This is a genomic window from Virgibacillus sp. LDC1, from assembly GCF_025792345.1.
GTDB lineage: Bacteria > Bacillota > Bacilli > Paenibacillales > Paenibacillaceae > Paenibacillus_AQ > Paenibacillus_AQ lautus.
Window position 1 is genome coordinate 4,383,903 of the sequence record NZ_JAOXLZ010000001.1, and the last position, 19,818, is coordinate 4,403,720.

Annotated in this window: 19 protein-coding genes; 8 read left to right on the forward strand and 11 right to left on the reverse strand. The window is 52.0% G+C overall.

Translation table 11 applies throughout. The features are described 5' to 3' along the window. Positions 1–32: 32 nt before the first annotated feature. The 3 genes from OHJ21_RS20045 to pdxR all read right to left on the reverse strand — a co-directional run bounded on the left by OHJ21_RS20045 (position 33) and on the right by pdxR (position 3,777). Entirely contained in the window at positions 33–887 is an 855-nt protein-coding gene (locus tag OHJ21_RS20045; protein ID WP_486020961.1) for an SDR family oxidoreductase, read from the reverse strand. A 581-nt stretch (positions 888–1,468) separates the two neighbouring features. Then, positions 1,469–2,254: a helix-turn-helix domain-containing protein gene (locus tag OHJ21_RS20050; RefSeq protein WP_100539200.1), complete on the reverse strand. Its 786-nt coding sequence runs from the start codon at positions 2,252–2,254 to the stop codon at positions 1,469–1,471. 59 nt (positions 2,255–2,313) lie between these two features. After that, positions 2,314–3,777 carry a MocR-like pyridoxine biosynthesis transcription factor PdxR gene (gene pdxR / locus OHJ21_RS20055; RefSeq protein ID WP_486020962.1) on the reverse strand — a complete coding sequence of 488 codons (1,464 nt, stop codon included), beginning with the start codon at positions 3,775–3,777 and terminating at the stop codon, positions 2,314–2,316. Between the two features lie 121 nt (positions 3,778–3,898). On the opposite strand from pdxR, the gene OHJ21_RS20060 reads away from it, so the two are divergent. The 3 genes from OHJ21_RS20060 (at position 3,899) to OHJ21_RS20070 (ending at position 6,232) form a co-directional block, all read left to right on the forward strand. After that, on the forward strand, positions 3,899–4,513 hold the full coding sequence (locus tag OHJ21_RS20060) for a pyridoxamine 5'-phosphate oxidase family protein (RefSeq protein ID WP_326114139.1): 615 nt from the start codon (positions 3,899–3,901) through the stop codon (positions 4,511–4,513). Positions 4,514–4,638: 125 nt separating this feature from the next. Beyond that, the gene (locus OHJ21_RS20065) at positions 4,639–5,937 is read left to right on the forward strand and encodes an aminotransferase class I/II-fold pyridoxal phosphate-dependent enzyme (RefSeq protein ID WP_486020963.1); all 1,299 of its coding nucleotides are present in this window, start codon (positions 4,639–4,641) and stop codon (positions 5,935–5,937) included. A gap of 172 nt (positions 5,938–6,109) precedes the next feature. After that, positions 6,110–6,232 carry a hypothetical protein gene (locus tag OHJ21_RS20070; protein WP_009592125.1) on the forward strand — a complete coding sequence of 41 codons (123 nt, stop codon included), beginning with the start codon at positions 6,110–6,112 and terminating at the stop codon, positions 6,230–6,232. Positions 6,233–6,362: 130 nt separating this feature from the next. On the opposite strand, the gene OHJ21_RS20075 is transcribed toward OHJ21_RS20070, so the two are convergent. From OHJ21_RS20075 to OHJ21_RS20090, 4 genes are all read right to left on the reverse strand, one after another. Then, a complete protein-coding gene (locus OHJ21_RS20075) occupies positions 6,363–7,583 on the reverse strand; it encodes an ABC transporter permease (RefSeq protein WP_100539204.1) in 1,221 nt (406 codons plus the stop codon). Beyond that, a complete protein-coding gene (locus OHJ21_RS20080; RefSeq protein ID WP_100539205.1) occupies positions 7,580–8,332 on the reverse strand; it encodes an ABC transporter ATP-binding protein in 753 nt (250 codons plus the stop codon). The genes OHJ21_RS20075 and OHJ21_RS20080 overlap by 4 nt, the downstream gene beginning before the upstream one ends. 116 nt (positions 8,333–8,448) lie before the next feature. Further along, positions 8,449–9,795 (reverse strand): DEAD/DEAH box helicase, encoded by a 1,347-nt coding sequence (locus OHJ21_RS20085; protein ID WP_100539206.1) that lies wholly within the window; start codon positions 9,793–9,795, stop codon positions 8,449–8,451. Between the two features lie 258 nt (positions 9,796–10,053). Next, a complete protein-coding gene (locus OHJ21_RS20090; protein WP_486020964.1) occupies positions 10,054–10,938 on the reverse strand; it encodes a LysR family transcriptional regulator in 885 nt (294 codons plus the stop codon). A gap of 209 nt (positions 10,939–11,147) precedes the next feature. Between OHJ21_RS20090 and OHJ21_RS20095 the strand changes: the two genes are divergently transcribed. Then, positions 11,148–12,428 (forward strand): adenylosuccinate synthase, encoded by a 1,281-nt coding sequence (locus OHJ21_RS20095; RefSeq protein ID WP_486020965.1) that lies wholly within the window; start codon positions 11,148–11,150, stop codon positions 12,426–12,428. Here the strand turns inward: OHJ21_RS20095 and OHJ21_RS20100 are convergent. After that, positions 12,415–13,167 carry an alpha/beta fold hydrolase gene (locus OHJ21_RS20100; RefSeq protein ID WP_486020966.1) on the reverse strand — a complete coding sequence of 251 codons (753 nt, stop codon included), beginning with the start codon at positions 13,165–13,167 and terminating at the stop codon, positions 12,415–12,417. The genes OHJ21_RS20095 and OHJ21_RS20100 overlap by 14 nt on opposite strands. Before the next feature lie 148 nt (positions 13,168–13,315). Between OHJ21_RS20100 and OHJ21_RS20105 the strand changes: the two genes are divergently transcribed. Together OHJ21_RS20105 and OHJ21_RS20110 are read left to right on the forward strand one after the other, a co-directional pair. After that, positions 13,316–14,257 carry a helix-turn-helix transcriptional regulator gene (locus tag OHJ21_RS20105; RefSeq protein WP_326114132.1) on the forward strand — a complete coding sequence of 314 codons (942 nt, stop codon included), beginning with the start codon at positions 13,316–13,318 and terminating at the stop codon, positions 14,255–14,257. A gap of 45 nt (positions 14,258–14,302) precedes the next feature. Beyond that, positions 14,303–15,136 carry a nucleotidyltransferase domain-containing protein gene (locus OHJ21_RS20110; RefSeq protein WP_486020967.1) on the forward strand — a complete coding sequence of 278 codons (834 nt, stop codon included), beginning with the start codon at positions 14,303–14,305 and terminating at the stop codon, positions 15,134–15,136. An 11-nt stretch (positions 15,137–15,147) separates the two neighbouring features. Here OHJ21_RS20110 and OHJ21_RS20115 read toward each other — a convergent pair whose 3' ends face one another. Next, positions 15,148–15,921 (reverse strand): SDR family NAD(P)-dependent oxidoreductase, encoded by a 774-nt coding sequence (locus OHJ21_RS20115; RefSeq protein WP_486020968.1) that lies wholly within the window; start codon positions 15,919–15,921, stop codon positions 15,148–15,150. A 92-nt stretch (positions 15,922–16,013) separates the two neighbouring features. Next, positions 16,014–16,472 carry a chemotaxis protein CheX gene (locus tag OHJ21_RS20120; RefSeq protein ID WP_071222422.1) on the reverse strand — a complete coding sequence of 153 codons (459 nt, stop codon included), beginning with the start codon at positions 16,470–16,472 and terminating at the stop codon, positions 16,014–16,016. 418 nt (positions 16,473–16,890) lie between these two features. Between OHJ21_RS20120 and OHJ21_RS20125 the strand changes: the two genes are divergently transcribed. After that, complete coding sequence (locus tag OHJ21_RS20125; protein ID WP_071222421.1) at positions 16,891–17,793, forward strand: LysR family transcriptional regulator; 903 nt, start codon at positions 16,891–16,893, stop codon at positions 17,791–17,793. Positions 17,794–17,846: 53 nt separating this feature from the next. Continuing rightward, positions 17,847–18,656 (forward strand): histidinol-phosphatase, encoded by an 810-nt coding sequence (locus tag OHJ21_RS20130; protein ID WP_100539213.1) that lies wholly within the window; start codon positions 17,847–17,849, stop codon positions 18,654–18,656. 231 nt (positions 18,657–18,887) lie between these two features. Here OHJ21_RS20130 and OHJ21_RS20135 read toward each other — a convergent pair whose 3' ends face one another. Next, the gene (locus OHJ21_RS20135) at positions 18,888–19,796 is read right to left on the reverse strand and encodes a metallophosphoesterase (RefSeq protein ID WP_486020969.1); all 909 of its coding nucleotides are present in this window, start codon (positions 19,794–19,796) and stop codon (positions 18,888–18,890) included. Positions 19,797–19,818: the final 22 nt, after the last annotated feature.

Below are 19,818 nucleotides of genomic sequence, written 5' to 3' on the forward strand. Positions count from 1 at the left end.
TTAAGGCCATGAATCATTCGCGGCATGAATGATTAACGCCGGCCCAGCATCCGATACATGATCCGCTGAAACAGCCGATCCGGCAGCACGCCCTTGATCCATGCGGTTAGCCGCGTGCCTCGGGGCAGCAAATAGCGGAACCTGGGCTTAGCCATGGACGCAATTTTTGCCACAAGCCTGGCTACCTCCAGCGGATCCCCGCTTCCCCTGGCTGTCCGCTCGGAATACTCCAGCACGCCCTTCAGCAGATCGCTGTAGGGTGATCCTTCCTTTACCGCAAGCTCCCCAAAGCTTTTGTTCCAAATCGGCGTGCCATAGGCACCGGGCTGGATCAGCACGACATCGATGCCAAAGGGCATCAACTCCATGGACAGGCTTTCGCCAAGCCCTTCCAAAGCAAATTTGGAGGACGCATAAGGTCCATAACCCGGAAAGCCGACCACGCCGCTAATGCTGCTCATGAGAATGATTTTGGAATGTCCGGTACGGCGGAGCAGCGGCAGCATATGCTGCGTTACCGATACGGTCCCGAAAAAATTCGTCTCCATCTGCTTTCGCCAGCCGCTGAGCGGCACTTCCTCCACCATGCCGCCTACCACCTCGCCGGCATTGTTCACCAGCACGTCCAAGCGTCCATACCTCTGCTCTATCTCCAAAGCAGCGGCCTTGACTTGTTCCTCGATGCATATATCCAGCTGGAATACGTGAATGCGCCCGGCAACATCTGCTTGTTCGGCTCGGGCCAACAGTTCTGCCGCCGCCTCAGGCCTGCGCATACCCGCAGCCACGTCATAACCTGCTTTTGCCAGCTCCAGACTGATGAGCAGTCCGAACCCGCTCGACGCGCCCGTGATCAGCGCAACCTTTCCTGCTCCCGACGCTACCACCGGATCACCGCTTGCTCTGCCAATGCCACTCTCTCCTTCACTCGCGTCACCCTTCCGTTATCCGAAATGCCTGCCTGGTCCATGTTCCTAAGAACCCTGCGTTCAGCGCCTTATACATATTCCTAATATAACAAAATTTCGCAACGTAATCAGAGTCCCTATCCGTATATGCATCCATTAAATAGCCCCACAAAGTGGAGCCTATGCTTCGATGCTTATTCCAAATACTTTGCGGGGACCCCAAAACATATCGAAAAAAGGGAGCCATTTAGCTCCCTTTGCGTTCATCCAGAGAAAAGCGTATATGATAACGGGATTCAACGTTCCCCGTATGTAGGCCAAGTCTCATTAAAACCACACATCCTGATGATTCTGAGTCGTTGTCTTCATGCGGCGCAAGCGATTTCTGAAAATAGCGCAGCCACCACGACTGAAGAAACGTCCACGCACCCGTCTTCTTGGGCTCATTCCTCTCTCCCCCCTTCATAAAATGAAACTGTATTTCGTTTTTACCCTAAATCGCTTGCTATGAAACCCATCTGCCCTTCGGCCACTCAGGTAAGTTATGGAAGGGCGGGGGATCACCGAATCTCGGATGGGCTCTTGCCCGTATACTGCTTAAATTGCCGGCTGAAAAAGAAAATATCGCGGTAACCCAGCGCGTCGGCTACCTCCGTTACGTTCATCCCTTGATGCAGCAGCAGATGCTGCGCCCGCTCAATCCGCATCTGAATGATATAGGATTGCACCGGCGTGCCGATCAGTTCCTTGAACTTGATCGAGAAGTAACGGGGGGACAACCCCGCTCTGGCCGCCAAATCCTCGACCCGATGGGGAATCCCCGGGTGCTGGCGGACATAATTCGCGATTTCATGGATCGCCTCTGACAGCTGATTGCTTGCTTTTTTGACGACCGGCTCAGCGAGATCCGAGCGAAGCAGATGAATCATCAGCTGTTTCAGAATAAGCTGCCCCTCCTCCAATGATCCATAGGGCTTGTCCAGATACAAACGCACGTAACGCGCGAGCAAATATTCGAAATCCATCGTTTCCGTCAGCTTCCGATAAGATGCCGGAATCTCTTGGACCGGGTCGGTCACGTCAAAATGGATATATGTCAATACGAGCGGCTTCTGCGGGTTGTGCGTCGCGCTCGTATGATCTCCGGGTCGGAACAGAAAGCAGCTTCCTTTTCCCACGGCAAAGGGCTCGTCATTGAGCTCGACCGTGCCTTCACCGCTCCATACATAGAACAAATCATAATTCTGCATGGGTCTTTCGCGTTTTTGCCATTTCCAGCCCGGCTCACATACGATTTTGGCAAGCGCAGGCATGATTATAAAAGAAGACGGCGATGCATTCAGCATCACGTCATAACCCCCTCATCTCATTCAAAAATTGACCTCTTTTCCATCATACCCGTTTTTTATGTTTTTTGCATGTCCAGCCACGCCTGCGCAATCCGGGTAACCCCTTCTTCGATGCTGGCTATGTCCAGATGCGAGAAGCCGAAGCATGCCGCAGGTAACCTGGGGGTACGATGATATACCGATGCATCCCGAAACATGACGCCGCGTTTGCGTGCAGCTTCTTGGAGCAGGACATACTCTTCCTCAGAGCGCAGCCAGTTCGCATAAACGTGCAGGCCGGCATCGCCGGGATGAAGACGAAACAGTTCGGAGGCATGGGTATCCATCGCCTGGCGAAGCGCCTCATACCGCGCACCATACAGCCGGGTCATTCTTCTAAGATGCCGACCGTAACCCCCTCGCACAATAAAGCGTGCCAGCGCACGCTGCTCCAATACAGCTGGTGAAATCGGCTCGTAAAGCGCCTTGGCCTGCACAACCGCCTCAACCAGGCTTGGGGGAAGCACGGCATACCCGATGCGGAGCCCGGTAAACATCGTTTTGGAGAACGAACCGACAAAGATGACACGTCCCTCGTTATCCAGCATCCGCAAGGGCTCAATCGGCTTGCCGCCCCAGCGGAACTCGCTGTCGTAATCATCCTCGATAATAAAGGCCTGACGGCTTCGCGCCCAATTCAGCAGCGCCCTTCTTCGCTCCAACGGCAGCACCGCTCCCGTCGGGTATTGACGGCTGGGGCTTACGACAAGCAGGCCGGCGTCCCAGTCACGCGGTATCAATCCGGCATCGTCGACCGGGGATGGCAGCGGAATCCCGCCGCTCAGGCTGATGCCCCGATAGATGCCATGATAGCCCGGATCCTCCATGACCACCTGATCGCCAGGATCGACCAGCAGCTGAAACATCAGGACAAGCCCCTGCATGGATCCGCTGAAAATCACGATATGCTCGGGGTCGGCCTGGATTCCCCGCGTAAAACGCAGATGTCCGGCTATCGCCTGCCGCAGTTCGAGATCCCCCTCCGGCGGCGCTCCGTTCTGAAGCTCAATGCCCCCGCTTCCGCCGGCGTAGGATAACGCGCTCCTCCACTCCGAATAAGGAAAATCCTCCATGGGCATCCGTGCATTCGCGAATGAGATTGTACCTCGGGGAGGTTCTCTCAGCATCATCTGTGCCGAGGTATACTCCCCGCTTTGGCTCACCAGTCGTTGCCCCCATGCCGAGAGCACCGGCGCTCCCTCGACCGGCGGCGGTTGGTCCACCATAGCGATCCCCTCCGCTACGTAAGTTCCGCTGCCCTGCCTGGATACAACATAACCTTCGGCCATCAGCATGTCATAGCTCTGCGCGGCCGAGCCTCTGGACACGCCATACAGCTTTGCCAGCTCGCGTGTGGCGGGAAGGCGGGTTCCTTCCGGCAGCTTCCCGCTATGAATGGCAGCACGAAGTGCGTGGTATAGAGCCAAATATTTATATCGATATTGTTCCACATACGTCTCGAACGGCAATCCCAGCTCCATAATGGCGACTCCTCTATCATTTTTTGAAATTGGACTATATAAATTACTCTAAATTGGCGCTTTTTCCTTGTCAATGATCATCGTAAACTGTTATTCAAAATGATAGGGGGAGCGTTTAATCATGAGAAGAGACGAATTTGCGATGGAGGATCAACAAGAAATCGAGGATTTCCTCAGCGGCATGAGCTTTGGTTTCCTTGGAACAGCCGATGAAGAGGGAATCCCTCGTGTAACGCCATTGAACTTTGCCTATGTTAACGGAGCGTTCTATTTTCACGGCAGCCGGATGGGTGAAAAAATGGATCATCTGCGCCGGACGCCCGCCGTGTGCTTTACCATAGCTGACGAGTATGCACTGATCCCTTCCTATTTCTCCGATCCGGAGATGGCCTGCCCGGCCACGGCCTACTTCAAAAGCGTAACGGCGATCGGCGAGGTGGTGATCGTGGATGATCTGGAGGAAAAGGCGCTTGCGATGGAGGCACTGATGACAAAGCTGCAGCCTGAAGGCGGATACCGCACCATTGACGCGAGTGACCGGGCTTATATCCCCAGACTGAAAGGGGTAGCGGTCATCAAGCTCGCCCCGCAGCGAATGAGCGCCAAGTTCAAGTTCGGCCAGAACCTGAAGCCGGATCGGCTCCAGGCCGTCGTCGAAAGGCTTGAATGCCGCGGCAAAGAGCGGGATGAAGAAACCGCCGGGCTGATATGCAAGTATCATCCTGGACCGCGTTAAAGCATTACAATTATCCGTGACGGTTCCCGGGGTAGGTGGTATAATGTTAGGCAATGAAAACGTAAAGGCAACTTGTCACCTGCTCTTACCTTAACCAAAAGTATTCGGAAGGAAGGAATCAGTTCATGAACCCATTGGTTGGTCAATTGAATGGAAAAATGCAAGCCGGCAATCCGCATGTGTACGACATGCTCTCCACACTCGGCAAAGAAATCTACTTCCCGAAAGAAGGCATCCTGAGCCAGTCTGCGGAAGCGACGAGCCATGCGAAAAAATATAACGCTACGATCGGTATTGCAACCGAAGGCGGAGTCCCGATGCATCTGGGCGTCATCCAAGACAAACTTTCGGCTTACCAGCCGAAGGATCTGTATCCGTATGCCCCTCCGGCAGGCAAGCCGGAGCTGCGCTCCGTATGGCGAAACAAGATGATTCAGGAGAACCCTTCGCTCGAAGGCAAGAGTTTCAGCAATCCCATCGTCACGAATGCGCTGACGCATGGACTTAGCATCGTAGCCGATTTATTCGTGGATGAAGGAGACGCCGTTATTTATCCCGATAAAAATTGGGAGAATTATGAGCTGACATTCGGCATTCGCCGCCATGGCATTCATGTAACCTATCCTCTCTTTACGGACGATATGAAATTTAACGCCGAAGGACTTCGTCAGGCTCTGCTAAGCCAGAAGGATAAAGGCAAAGCGGTCGTGCTGCTGAATTTCCCGAACAACCCGACAGGCTATACGCCTGGCGCTCAGGAAGGAGCCGCCATCGTGTCCGCAATCCAGGAGGCGGCCGAAGCCGGCATTAATATTGTCGTCGTTACGGATGATGCGTATTTCGGATTGTTCTTCGAAGATTCGCTGAAGGAATCGCTATTCGGACGTCTGGCAGGCCTTCACCCTCGCGTGCTTCCTGTAAAGGTTGACGGTGCGACCAAGGAAGAATTCGTATGGGGATTCCGTGTCGGCTTTATCACGTTTGCGGCAGATAATAAAGACGTGCTGGACGCATTGGAGCAGAAAACGCTCGGCATGATCCGGGCCACGATATCCAGCGCCTCCCACCCTTCGCAAACCTTTGTTCTGGAGGCGCTGAAGGCGCCGGAATTCCACGAGCAGAAGGAAGAGAAATTCGTCATTATGAAAGGCCGCGCCAACAAAGTGAAGTCCATTCTCGACAGCGGCAAATACGGTGATGCCTGGGAATATTATCCCTTCAACTCCGGCTACTTCATGTGCCTGAAGCTGAACACCGTAAACGCCGAGGAGCTCCGTTCCCATCTCATCCATGAGTATGGCGTAGGAACCATCGCCCTTGGCGAGCATGATCTCCGGATCGCCTTCTCTTGTATTGACGAGGAGTATTTGGAGGATCTGTTCGACCTGGTCTATAAAGGGATTCAAGACCTGCAGAAAGCTTAATGATCCACTGCATCTGACAGATATAACCGTTCAAGCATATAAAGACCGGGGAGAACGATCCCTGGTCTTTATTTTTTCTTCTGCCCTATATAAACGCTCGCCCATACACATAGACGATTAGCTACATACAATACCGTGTACTACAAATCAACGAACCGAAAGGGGAATGAACATGGGTGCAGTTGAAGAAGTAAGACACGGCGGATACGGCGGATACGGCGGTGGATACGGAGTTGGAGCAATCCTGGTTCTCTTTATCCTGCTCGTTATCATCACTCGTTCTTTCTGGGTGTAATGACAACTAGATAACAGCCGAACAGAAATCGCAGGTCGCCACACCACGCACTGCGATTTCTGCAAACGGAATAACCCATACTATAATGATAATAGAAGGCCGGGACGTTAACGTCCCGGCCTCTTCCCATTTATTCGTCGTCATCGTCTTCACGCCGGCTCTTCCGGGCAGCAGCGCTTCGAAACAGAAACACAAGCACGATACCTGCGGCCAGCGTACCCAATATACGCCCGGGGGCACTAAGGATGCTCGGAATCAGTGGGAGCCACAGCAGCACAGCCCAGAACAGCTGCACCTGGAAGATCAGCTTCCCTTCATTGTCGCGGCGCGTTCCTTCCGGAAGCGGATAGACATGCAGCCAGAACGATTCCGGGTGAAGCTTTCGCAGTGCAGACAACTGAAGTCCGATGATCATCAGGCTGACCAGATACACAATCGCCGATACCAGACTATCCCGGGTTGCCCATACAAGAAAAGCACCCAGCAGTCCGACCCGAATCAGTATGCCCAGAATATCACTGCGTGTCAGGCTCTTAATGAGAAGAAAGCGATAGGCGCTTTCCTTCTTCCACGCCAATCCCTTTCCCCATCCGGAGAGCCATTTTCGCGCATGGACACGCTGCCCACGCTGAGGCACATTCACGAACCAGCTCAGCACCATCATCACCCGGCTCGCCTGTCTCTCCTCGACGGCGATTAATCGTTCCCAAGCGACCAGGTGCTTGACGGGTACGGACAAGGCGGCAACATACGTGATGCCAAGCAGCGCCATGAATAGGAGGGCACGACCCGTTGGATGCCATAACCAGGCGGCTAAGCTCAGTGCCGGAACGATCCAGCGGAGTACCCGGTAGGCTGCTGCCGCGTTCCTTGACACCATAAGCTGCTCCTTCCAGCTGCCGAAGCTGGACAACAGTTTAAACAGCGTCAGCACAACAAACGTAGCCAGCAGCGGTTTTGGCGAAACATCGCTGCGTATGTATAGAGGCCATAGGATTAACATCACCAGTCCTAAGCCGATGATTTTATATATGACGCCGCTGAACCATGCTGTACTGAAGTATTCCTTCATCCGGGATTCCTGCGGAATGAGAAACACCGTATCGGCCGGACGCAGATATGTGCGGATGCTGCTGTTGATCATGAGGGGCACAAGGAAAATCATCATGATCCAGCGAATCGGCAGATCCGGCGGGATTTGCTGCAGTAGTGCGGTGTACCAGGCAGCGAATGCAATCAGCAGAAACAGAAATACGACGGCTACCCCGCTCTGTATGACATAACCCAGATAGGGGAAAATTTCACCCCAGAACTGCCCGCGTCGTTTGACATACAGCTCACGCAGATTCATTCGCCTTTACCGTCCTGAATCAGCACATTAAACAGCTCCTCCAGCGACATGCCCGGTCTTCCGGCTTGATCCTGAATTTCCTTCAGCGTCCCCTGAGCAATGATGCTGCCGCGGTGCAGCACGATGAACCGGTCGCAATAATTCTCAATCGTGGAGAGAATGTGGGAGCTTAGCAATACCGAAGCGCCGGATGCCTTCAGCTCCAGCATGAAGTCAAGCAGCGAACGTATCCCAAGCGGATCAAGCCCAAGAAAGGGCTCGTCAATGATGTACAGGGACGGTCTGGCTACGAATGCGCACATGATCATCACTTTTTGGCGCATCCCCTTGGACAAATGCGTGGACAGGCTGTCCATCTTCTCTTCCATACGGAACATCTTCGACAGCTGCTCCGAACGTGCCTCATAATCTTCACGGGATACGCCATAGGAGCGCGCCGTAAATTCCAGATGCTCGCGTACTGTCATCTCCTCATACAGCAGCGGGGATTCGGGAACAAACGCCAAGGCGCCGTGATAGGCTTCCGAATGCTCTGTCCGGCTCTTTCCTTGAACCTGAATGCTCCCTTTTTGCGGATTCATCAGCCCGAGAATATGCTTCATCGTGGTACTCTTGCCCGCACCGTTCAGGCCGATCAAACCCACCATCTCACCCGGTTCAACCTGAAAGGTTACGTCATGCAGAACCGGTCGGTTCATGCTATACCCGCCGCTTAATCCTTGAACAGACAATACCGGCTGTTCACTCATTATCGATCACCTCTTATTCTGAAAAGTCCGGTCCCTATGATGTCGACCACATCCGTTGAATCGGACCCGAAAACAACATATCGGTTGCAAACCCTCGTTTATGGAGCTTACAGCCATTAGCTCCGAGGAGGCTTGTTCTTCAACCATTTCGGAGCGCCCTTGTTCTTGCGGTCCCGCTCCCTTTCACTCTGACGCTCACCTGATGCCTTTCCGCTTCCCGCCTTTCCATTGGCGCTGGTGGAAGCAGGCTTTCGGGCTGGTTTCTCTTTTCGGGCAGGACCTCCGGCTGACCCACGTGGGCCATGTCCTCGATTCTCTGGTGTAGAACGCGGGGATCTAACCTTCCCGCCATAAAGAGCACGTTCTTCAATCGATATGCCCAGCTCGCGATTGAACTTGCGCATGATGAACGTCTGACGATCCGTTACAAGCGTTATCGCCATGCCGCTCCGTCCCATGCGTCCAGTACGTCCCGCGCGGTGCGTATAATGCTCGGCATCAATAGGCGGATCGTAATTGATCACCATGCCGAGCCCTTCGATATCAAGTCCGCGGGCAGCGACATCGCTAGCCACTAAGAGCTTGGTACGCCCTTCTCTAAACGCATTCAGAACCCGGCTTCTAGTCATCTTGTCAGCATCACCATAGATGGCAGCCGCATTTAAGCCGAGGTAGTTTAACTTCGCTTCAACCTCTGCCAAATCCTCGGTGGCATTGACGAAGACAATTGCACGGTCGGGATTGTAATGCCGGACCACGCGGCGCAGCATGTCCAATTTGTCACGCTCTTCCGTCACAAAATAATAATGCTCCAGCGCGGACGGCGTCCGCTGCTCCGGATCGATTCCGATTTCGACCGGCTGATCCATCTCCTTCTTGACGAGCTCCGCCGTCTCCGGACTCACCGTGGCGGATAAGAATACCAATTGACGGTCACGTAATGCACTGCGCAGAATGCGATCCACATCGCCGGCGCCGCCCAAATTAAACACCTGATCCACCTCGTCCACTACGATCGTGGTCACTTGGTGCATCTTCAGTTTCCGGATTTCGATCAATTCCCGCACTCGTCCCGGTGTCCCTACAATCAGCTGCGGATGCAGCTTAAGCTTCTCGATCTGACGCTTGGCCGCGGCACCGCCGATGAGTCCGAGCACACCGATTCCGCGGGCTTCTCCGTAACGCTCGCTCTCTCTCACAATCTGTACGGCAAGCTCTTGCGTCGGCGCAAGAATCAATTTCTGGGCTCCCTTGATCTCCGGATCGATGCCCTGAAGCACAGGCAGCAAATAGGCAAGTGTCTTTCCTGTGCCTGTCTGGGAAGTCGCAAGCACGTCCTTGCCTTCGAGTATGGGCGGAATCGCCTCAGCCTGAACGGGAGAAGGCGTGACAATGCCAAACTCCGTTAATCTGGAGGACAAATCCTCGGCTATTCCTAATGTATGAAATGTAGTTGCAGTCATATGTTAGTCCATCCTTTTTTTAGATATCAGAAGTCTATCATTCCAAAGCGCGTCTGCCTGATATCGCTAGAAAAACCTTCCGATACATGTGGTTTGTTTACTTTCATAGTGGTGGTAGCAGGCGTGTTTCCTAACCAGTCTTGTTCGTCCTTTTTCATTATATGCCAAAACAGGAGTCCTCACCAAATCAAACATCCTAAACGGCAGTGAACAGCACTTCATACAGGGCCATTCGAATAGGCACGGTCACCCGTCTGTTTAAGGCAAAAGAGAAAGAAACGACTTGGCGGCAGAAGATAGCGGAATACCCCGAAGCGTTGCAATTCCTATGCTGCGCTCGGGAATCGGCGGATGGAGCGGCACCTCGATCAGCTGACCTGCTTGCAATTCCTCGTTAGCATAGTCGCGGATGACAAAAGCCAATCCAAAGCCGCTCCGGGCAAACTGAACCAGCAGCTCAATGCTGCCCAGCTCGAACTCGGGTTTGAGCGTGACGCCCTGCAGCTCGGCATATTGATCGACATACATTCTTGTGCTCCCGCCCCTCTCCAGCATAAGCAGCGGGTAGTTCTGGATATCACGCAGGGACAACGGGTGCTGTAACTGGGTCCGTTCCGCAAATGACTTACCGGCAACTAAGCAATCATGGATCGGGGAACTGGCCCGAAAATCGATTTGTTTATCGGAAGCCGGTAAATGAACGATGCCAAAATCAATCTTCCCTTCCTTGAGAAGGGTCAACGTTTCCGGGGTTGTGCGGTTGGAGATACGGATGCGAATATCCGGATAGGTGGCGTGGAAATACTCCAAATACGGCAGCAAGTAATACTTGCACAGCGTATCGCTTGCTCCAATATTGATTTCGCCGCTATGCAAATTATGCATGTCCGCAATCGCCTTCTCCCCGATCTCGATAAAGCTGAAGGCCTGCTCGATATAGCGAAACAGCACATCACCCTCCGACGTGAGTTTAACACCCTTGGTTGTCCGAAAGAACAGTGGTCCTCCGATCGTTCCCTCCAAATGCTTAATGGTATGGCTGACGGCCGGCTGGGTGATATGCAGATGATCCGCTGCCCTCGATAAACTGCCGAGCCGTGCAGTCCAATAAAAGACACGATACCACTCCATATTAATTTCCATCATGATGACCTCGATTTTATCAAATAATAACGGGAACCTTTATTGAAAGATCAACCTAGAATTCATCCGTTATCCGTATTCTTCTCTACAGAATCGTATAACATAAATGAAACTAATGTCTACTATTACTAATATCAATTTTATTTATGATAATTTTACTCATATAATGAGCCCTGTAAAAGAAAAAGACCGTAGGAGGCGAACACGTTTTGACAGTCACAGCCATAGTAGGAGCCAATTGGGGAGATGAAGGCAAAGGAAAAATGACGGATGTTCTTGCCGCGCAATCGTCGTATGTCGTTCGATTTCAGGGAGGAAGCAATGCAGGGCATACCATTATTAACGATTTTGGGAAGTTTTCTCTGCATATGCTGCCGTCAGGTGTATTCTATCCAAACGTAACGAATATCATCGGTCCAGGAACGGCTTTGGATATGGAGGTATTGATCAAGGAGCTGCAGGAGCTGGAAGCAAGAAATGTCCCCGCCCCCAAACTGTTTATATCGGAGCGCGCCCAAGTCGTGCTTCCGATTCATCGGCTGCTGGATGAACTGGAAGAGGAACGGCTCGGTGCCCGGGGATTCGGTTCTACGAAACGCGGGATCGCACCATTCTATGCGGATAAATATGCAAAACTGGGCATTCAGGTCGCCGATCTGTTCCACCCCGAGCGACTTCGTGAACGGCTCGAGCAGATGCTCGCCATCAAGAACGTGCAGCTGCAGCATCTGTACGGGAGAAATCCGCTAAGTGTTGATGAGATGGTCAATCAACTGTTGGAGTCCTTCCAGTTCCTGTCTTCGTATATCGAGGATACCACCACGCTGCTGCAGCAAGCTTATATGAAAGGCGATCCTATCCTCGTAGAAGGCCAATTAGGGGCACTGCGGGACCCGGATCACGGGATCTACCCGTTCTCCACCTCCTCCTCCACGCTGGCAGGTTATGCACCGGTCGGAGCAGGACTGCCGCCGTACGCCATCAGCCAAGTCATTGCTGTGGTTAAGGCTTATTCAAGCTGTGTCGGCGCTGGCCCCTTCGTGACCGAGCTGCATGGAGATGAAGCGGAGGAACTCCGCCGCCTTGGCGGCGATGCAGGCGAATACGGGGCTACGACCGGCCGGCCAAGACGAATGGGATGGTTTGATACGGTAGCCACCCGTTACGGCTGCATGGTGCAGGGAGCTACCGAGGCCGTTCTCACCAACCTTGACGTCCTGGGGTATCTGGATGACATTCCCGTCTGCGTTGGCTACGAGTTAGAGGACGGAAGCATCATCGACCATTTTCCGGTAACGGCCGATCTGCAGTCTGCCAAGCCTGTTCTGAGAACACTGAAGGGCTGGACGTGCGACCTGTCGCACATCCGATCCTTTGACGAGCTCCCGGAAGCCGCACAGCAATATGTGCAGTTCATTGAATCATCCATTGGCGTTCCCATTAAGACAATTTCCGTCGGACCAAGACGGGATCAGATTATGATGAGATAACCGGGTAACGGCTGGCTTTCAGTTGATTTACGAAGCCTTCCAGAATACGCTGGACTCCACGGGGATCACTCAGCATAGGCAGATGGCCGGTGCTAAGGCTCTCCACCCCATCGGCAATCAGATTGGCTATCATGCTTTCCTGCACGGATAATCCGAACTCTTTGTCTTGGGTGAGCTTCACATAGAGCTTCGGCACATCGGGAATAGACGCTTGAACGCGATCCGTATAGACTTTGCGGGATTCCGGAACAAACTCCGCTACGATTCGGGAGGCCTGCTCCTCCGGCAAATCACTGCACAGCCCAGTACGGATTGCGAATTCAGGCGGCTTCGTGCCTGCCGTTCTTAAGATGATCGGCATGATGACCCTTTGGGGAAACGGAAGCGCCGAAACAAACGAACCGCCGCGCTTAGGAATGGCCGCACCGATGGCAACAAAACCGGCAACACGGTCGCCTAACCGGGATGCCAGTTCCATAGCCAAAACCCCGCCCAGGGAATGGGCCACAATGACAAACTTGTTCGTCCCCCACGCTCTCACCTGCTCCGTCATATGGTTTACGTAATCCTCCAGCCCCAAATGATGTCCGGAAGTCACATTCCTATCCCGCAACGGGTATTCCACTTTCAGACACGGATGACTCAGCCCTTCCACCACGAAATCCCATATTCCTCCGTTCAATCCTGCTCCATAAATAAAAACAAATCCCAGCTCTTCTTTTAACATTTCTTGTTTCATTCTATCTTCTCCTCCCATAATGGACCCCGTTCCAAGGATTCAACGTGAACCCTTGCTTCTTGAGAACATCATATCGTTTAAATAAGACAAATATTGTCTTATTTAAAGAATAAGATAAAATAAATGATACAGAGACGGAGGTTTGCCCATGCAAAAATCACAGCGCCTGATTCAATTAATGATGATGATCAATGCAAAAAAATCGTTTACCGTAAAAGAGCTGGCCGATGAATTCGGTCTCTCCGTCAGAACCCTTTCAAGAGATTTGGATGAGCTGAGCGGGCTCGGCGTTCCCATCTACTCTGTGCAAGGTCGGGGGGGCGGCTACAGATTGCTGCAGGAGCGGATGCTGCCGCCGATCAGTTTTACGGAAAGCGAAGCGATCGCCATCTTTTTTGCCTGCCAATCCCTAAGCTATTTCAGCACGCTGCCATTCGGTGACGGAGCCGCCACGGCGCTCCACAAGTTCTATCATTATTTGCCGGCAGATACCAAGGAGGAGATCGATCGTCTTAAGGATCGCGTTATGATTCACAGTCCATTCCGTGCGATGTCCACCGAGATTTTACAAACGCTAATGGAAGCCGTCATGGTTCGGCAAGCGGTCACCATCTCCTATCGATCATCCGCCGGAAGCAGCCAGCGGCATATTCAGCCAATCGGTTTGTATGCTAGCTCGGGCTACTGGTATTGTCCGGCCTACTGCTTCACTCAAGAGGATATCAGACAGTTCAGAGTCGACCGGATCCTTGCGGCCAGTCCCAATGCGTCCATAGCAATCCGTGAAGATATCGCCAGCCAAACGCTTCGTGACATACCGGAAAACCGGGATGGGGAAATGAAGCCGTTTGAGGTACAATTAACTTCTAAAGGGGTTTGGCTGCTTGAAACGGATACTCGCCTCGGTCCCCATATCCATAAATACAAGGATGGCAGCGGAGTCGTTCAGCTTGAAATACCAGCGACCGACGTCATCTTCTATTCGGACTATGTGTGGCGTCTCGGAGAGGAAGCAACCATCCTCTCGCCAGCTGAAGCGGTTCAATGGACCCGGGAGAAAATTGAATCCATGAGGCTAAGGTATACATAAGGGGAGATCGATTCCGTATGAAACATATAAAGGAGGAGAACATGCATGACTTCACAAGTAGATCGTTTGATTCAACGGATAACGGAAGAACTTCGGGAGGTTCCCGGCGTTATAGGGGTCGTACTCGGGGGATCCAGAGCCAGAGGAACCGCCAAACCGGATTCCGATATCGATATCGGCATTTATTACGATGAATCACAAGGATTCAAGGTGGAGAACATCGCTAGGGTGGCACAGAAATTAGATGACGAGCATCGGGATGGGATTATCACTTCATTAGGCGAATGGGGTGCCTGGGTTAACGGGGGAGGATGGTTAGTGATCGAGGGTTATCATGTGGATTTCTTATTCCGTGATGTACACCGCGTGTCCAGCATCATCGACGACGGTTCCGCAGGCTTGGTGTCAGCCCATTACCAAACCGGACATCCGCATGCCTATCTGAATGTGATGAATATGGGGGAACTTGCGATTTGTCGTATACTCTCAGATTCGGATAACCGAATACAGACCTTGAAAGCCAAAACGGCTCCCTATCCAAAAGCATTAAAGGATGCGATGGTCGGCTTCTTTACCTTCGAAGCATCCTTCTCCTTGATGCTTGCGGATAAAACAGCTGCCAGCGATGATATCACTTATGTTACCGGTCACTGCTTCCGCTGCATTTCGTGCTTGAATCAAGTGCTGTTTGCCAAAAACGAGTTGTACTGCATCAATGAGAAGCGTGCGGTAGCCATGATCGAAACCTTTCCCATCAAGCCGGCAAATTACAAGCAACGCTTGGACCAGGTAATCACACTGCTCTCATCCGATACAGAAAAAACAAAACAAGCCACTGCACTGCTTCAGGAGCTTGTTGCCGAAACCGAAGCGTTGTAGCGCCGCAGCCGTTATTTCTTATTCATCCATTTGTAAGACACGCGGTCGGCAAACCTCGGAAACAGTTGGTACAGCCTTATGCCCAATGAGGCCAGCCTCGGAAGATTGAGTTCTTCCTTGCGCTTTTTCACCAGCTTCACGACCTGATCCGCAACATACTCGGCCTTCATCATAAACCAGCTCACATTGTTGACATAACCGCCTGTCGGATCTGCCAAGGAAAAGAACGGGGTATCAATGGGGCCAGGGTTTACAGTAGATACGGTTATGCCCGTGTTCCGCAGCTCCTGCCGGAGTGAATTGCTGAACCCAAGCACGGCATGCTTGGTGGCCGAATAGGCGGTGGATTTGGCCGTTCCGATTTTTCCGGCCATGGACGCAATGTTGACGATTTGGCCGTCCCCCCGCTTCAGCATCCCCGGCAGCACAGCTTGCGTACAGCGCACGATGCCCATATAATTGACGTCCATCATGTCCTGAAACTCTTCTTGACGCATGTCCATAATAGCTTCGAACTTGCCGTAGCCGGCATTGTTAATCAGCACGTCGATTCTGCCATGGCGGCTAAGAAGGCCTTCCATGACAGACTGCACCTGCTCGGGGCTCTGAACATCCATGGTTGCAAGCTCATGGGGGCCTGGTATTCGCGCACCCACCTCCTGCAGACGTTCTGCCGAACGGGCGCACAGAACCACGTATGCTCCTTCCGCAGAAAGCTTCTCCGCGATCAAGGCGCCGATTCCGCTGGATGCTCCCGTAACGACGATAACTTTATTTTTCAGCATGATTTCATATCCCTTTCTTCGCCGGCACAGCTCTTGATTCCTTAACATTAAAGAGCCTTACATACACGGCCATTGGGTTCGTTACTCCTATTTTATGAAATCATGACTTGAATATCCAGCTCTCCGATTCCTTCCATTCTCAGCGGAATACAAAGTGCCTTCTTCTGAATAAGACTGGATGTGCTATCCGACTTCATGACTTTGGGAGGCGTAATATCCACGCTGACGCCCTGGTTCGATAAAATGGTGCTGGCATTGCCGCTGATCATGTTGCCGAGCTCCGAAATCGCGCTTTGTCCCATCTCATCCATCTCGGTAATGACATAGCCGCCCATCATCACCGATACCATCTGCAGGGCTACCTGCTCCTGAATTCCAAATACAATGTCACCGTTCATTTGGCCTGTCATGCCGATTTGGATCCAGATATGATTCTCCAAATATCCGATCTCTTTGACCCCAAGATTCCCCGTGGAAGGTGAAACCTGTATGACTTGTTCGATCACGTGTCGTGCGGACTCTAAAAAAGGATTGATGACTTCCGCTTTCATTCCTCATTACGCCCCTTTCACTGGGTTGTTGGTCAGGGTCCCAAAGTCCCACCTATATATTTAAACATTATAATGGATACCTTGTAATAAATCATCACAAAATAGCGACAGCCCTCATTCCAACAACTGTCCTGCCATGTCAGCTATCGCTTGAAACGCTTTAGTACGAAGATAATCCTTTCGCTTAAACGGGCCTTTGGTCTCACCTTTTTTCTATGTCTACTTTACTATTATCGGAAGGTTTCCCCATCTTTTAATAATAATTAAATGGAAATTAAAATGTTTTTCATCTTTTTATCCGAAAACCGCTATGTTTTCCCCCTTCGTTGCTCCACCGGGAAGAATAACCTATAATTTAAATCATACAGATTGCACGCGATAGATGAGCGGAAGAATATATCAAGTAAGGAGGAAGGCTATGAACATCAGCCAATTGGAAACGCTTATTACCATCTCCAAAACGATGAGCTTTCGCAAAGCGGGAGAGCTTCTTAATCTGACACAACCGGCGGTATCCGCCCAGATCAAGAGCCTGGAGGAAGAATTTAAAACGGTGCTGGTGGACCGGAGTCAGCCCGTGACGTTAACCGACCGGGGTCAGGTCTTCGTGGACCATGCCGAACAGATCCTCGGGATCGTGGATGAGCTGAAGCAGCGGCTATCCGATCTTGATCAAACTCCCCAGGGCCATATTCAGCTGGGTACAACCACTTCCATAGCGATTCAGATCCTGCCACGGGTACTTTCCTACTTCCAGGATCAATTCCCTCACATTAAAACAACCATTCAATCCATGGCCTCTTCACAAATCTACCACAGCGTGGAGAACGGGCTCATCGACATCGGGATCGGCTATCTGATCGAGCGGAATCCCAACTTAAGCACATCTATTCTGTACTACGATACCTTTGAGCTTGTCGTATCCCCTCAGCATCCGCTAGCCAAACTCTCCACAGCAAGCATGGATGTGCTGGGCGGAACCCCTCTCATTCTGCTAACGCGTGACACCGTCGGCCGCCGCTTCGCAGATGACGTGATGAAGAAACACGGCATTGAGCCGCAGGTTGTCATGGAACTGTCAAGCAGTGAAGAAATTAAACGGATGGTCGAGATCAATTTGGGCGCAGCGATTATATCGAAGCAGTCCGTGGCGACGGAGCTGCGCAACGGCACCCTGCAGATTGTTCCCCTGAGCGAGCTTGAAGTCAGCCACCCTGTCGGCGTAATCTATAAGAGCGGACGATACGTCAGCTCCGCTATGCGTCAATTCCTCAGTGATTTGAAAGGCATGCCCGAGACACAGTTCATCAGCAGCGAATAACGCTTCATCCATCCTAGAATAATAACCAATCAAGCGATATGAAGGAGGTCAACATGAAATTTGATCTGCACACCCATCATTTCCGCTGCGGCCACGCAGACGGCAATATTCGAGATTATATCGAGGCTGCGATTGCGGCAGATTTACAGGTGATTGGAATTTCGGACCACACTCCATACTTCGGGAGCCCGGAAGAGCAGCCCTTTCCGGCCATCTCCATGGCCAAAGCGGATTTTGCGGGGTACGTACAAGAAGTTCTGGACTTAAAGCGGGAATATGAAGGGAAAATCAAAGTCCTGCTGGGCATTGAATCCGATTATTTTCCGAATCATGCCCAGGTTTATCAGCAGGCGTTAACGGCCTACCCTTTTGACTATATCATCGGCTCCATCCATCACGTCAGGGATGTCAGCATCTTCAACAAAAACCGCTGGAAGAAACTGACCCAGCAGCAGCAGGTTGCCGATAAAGAGGAATACTTCAATCTGATCCGCCAATCCGCACGAAGCGGAATGTTCCAGATCATCGCCCATATGGATGCCATGAAGGGTAATTATCCGCTCTTCTCCGAAATCAAGGCCGACGAAGCGATCGAGGAAACCTTGAAAGTCATCGCGGAATCGGGCCTGGCAATCGAGATCAACACTTCTGGAAAAACCAAGCTGTGCGGGGGCTGGTATCCATCGGGCGCCATCTTGGAGGTCGCGCATCATCACGGCGTTGACGTCACCTTCGGCTCCGACGCCCACAAACCGTCACGGGTCGGAGATGAATTTGACGAAGTGGCCAAAGTGCTCAAAGAAATCGGATACACGGAATGGGTATACTTCGAACAAAAACAGAAGGTGACCGTACCTCTTTAATGGGGTACACCTCCTTCTGTTTTTTGTATTTACATAGGAAGCACAGCAAAATAGGCAAAAAAAGTGGACCCGTTACCGGGTCCAAAACATAATATATATTCTCAAAAGGGGGTCATGTGATAAGTTTAACCCGCGGCTGTTAGAGTTTGATAACAGGTATATTTCATTTGTGTAACAAATTCCAAGTGATCCTATCATCTTGAAATATTCAGATCATATCGTTCATTCCCCTCATGCCATAGAACGCAAGGTGAGCACGGTAAGCTCCGGTTTGCATAAGAAACGAAAAGGCAGCTGCGTCGTGCCGATTCCCCTGTTTACATAAAGCAGCATGCCTTGCGAACCGATGGTATATAGACCTTGCACATAACGCTTTGCACCGGGCGGCGTGATCACCTCGCCCACCCAGGGCAAACGGATCTGGCCCCCATGGCTGTGTCCCGACAGCTGGAGATGGAATGAATAGGCTGCCGTTGTGTCTGCATAATCCGGCTCGTGCATCAGCAGCAGCTTGAACATCCCGTCGGGTAAATCCTGAATGGCTGCTTCCGGATCCGGCTGGCCCCAGAAAACATCGTCCAAACCTGCCACAGCGATGACGGCACCATCCCGCCTCAGCTTCACGGCGGTGTTCCGCAGCACCTGAAATCCCGCCTCTTCCTCCAGTGAGATCAGTGTCTCCACGTCCCCGTAATCATGGTTACCCAATATGGAAAATAAGCCGAGAGGGGCTTTCAGCTCGGTGAACGGTTGAATGGCAGCCCTCATACCCTCTGTATTGCCGTCCACCATATCCCCTGTGAAACAGATCATGTCCGGTTGCTCGTGTTGAATGGCCTGTACCACACGGGCCACGTCTTTTGCCCCGGTGTGAAAGCCCAGATGCAAATCGCTAAACTGAACGACCTTCATCCCGTCAAAAGCCTTCGGCAGTGAAGGAAGAGCCAAAGTCAGTCTTTTAACGTCCAATTGACGAGGCTCCCATAAAGATGCGTAAGCCCCGCCTGCAACGCCTACGCCGACCACGGCGGAAACACCGATCTTCAGAAATTGGCGGCGCGACATCTTCGTCTGCATGACTTCTCGCTTTGCCCCGTCATGGGCTTTGTCATGGGGAGTTGCCGAGGATGGATTTCTCATAGGTGGACATCCTCCTATATAA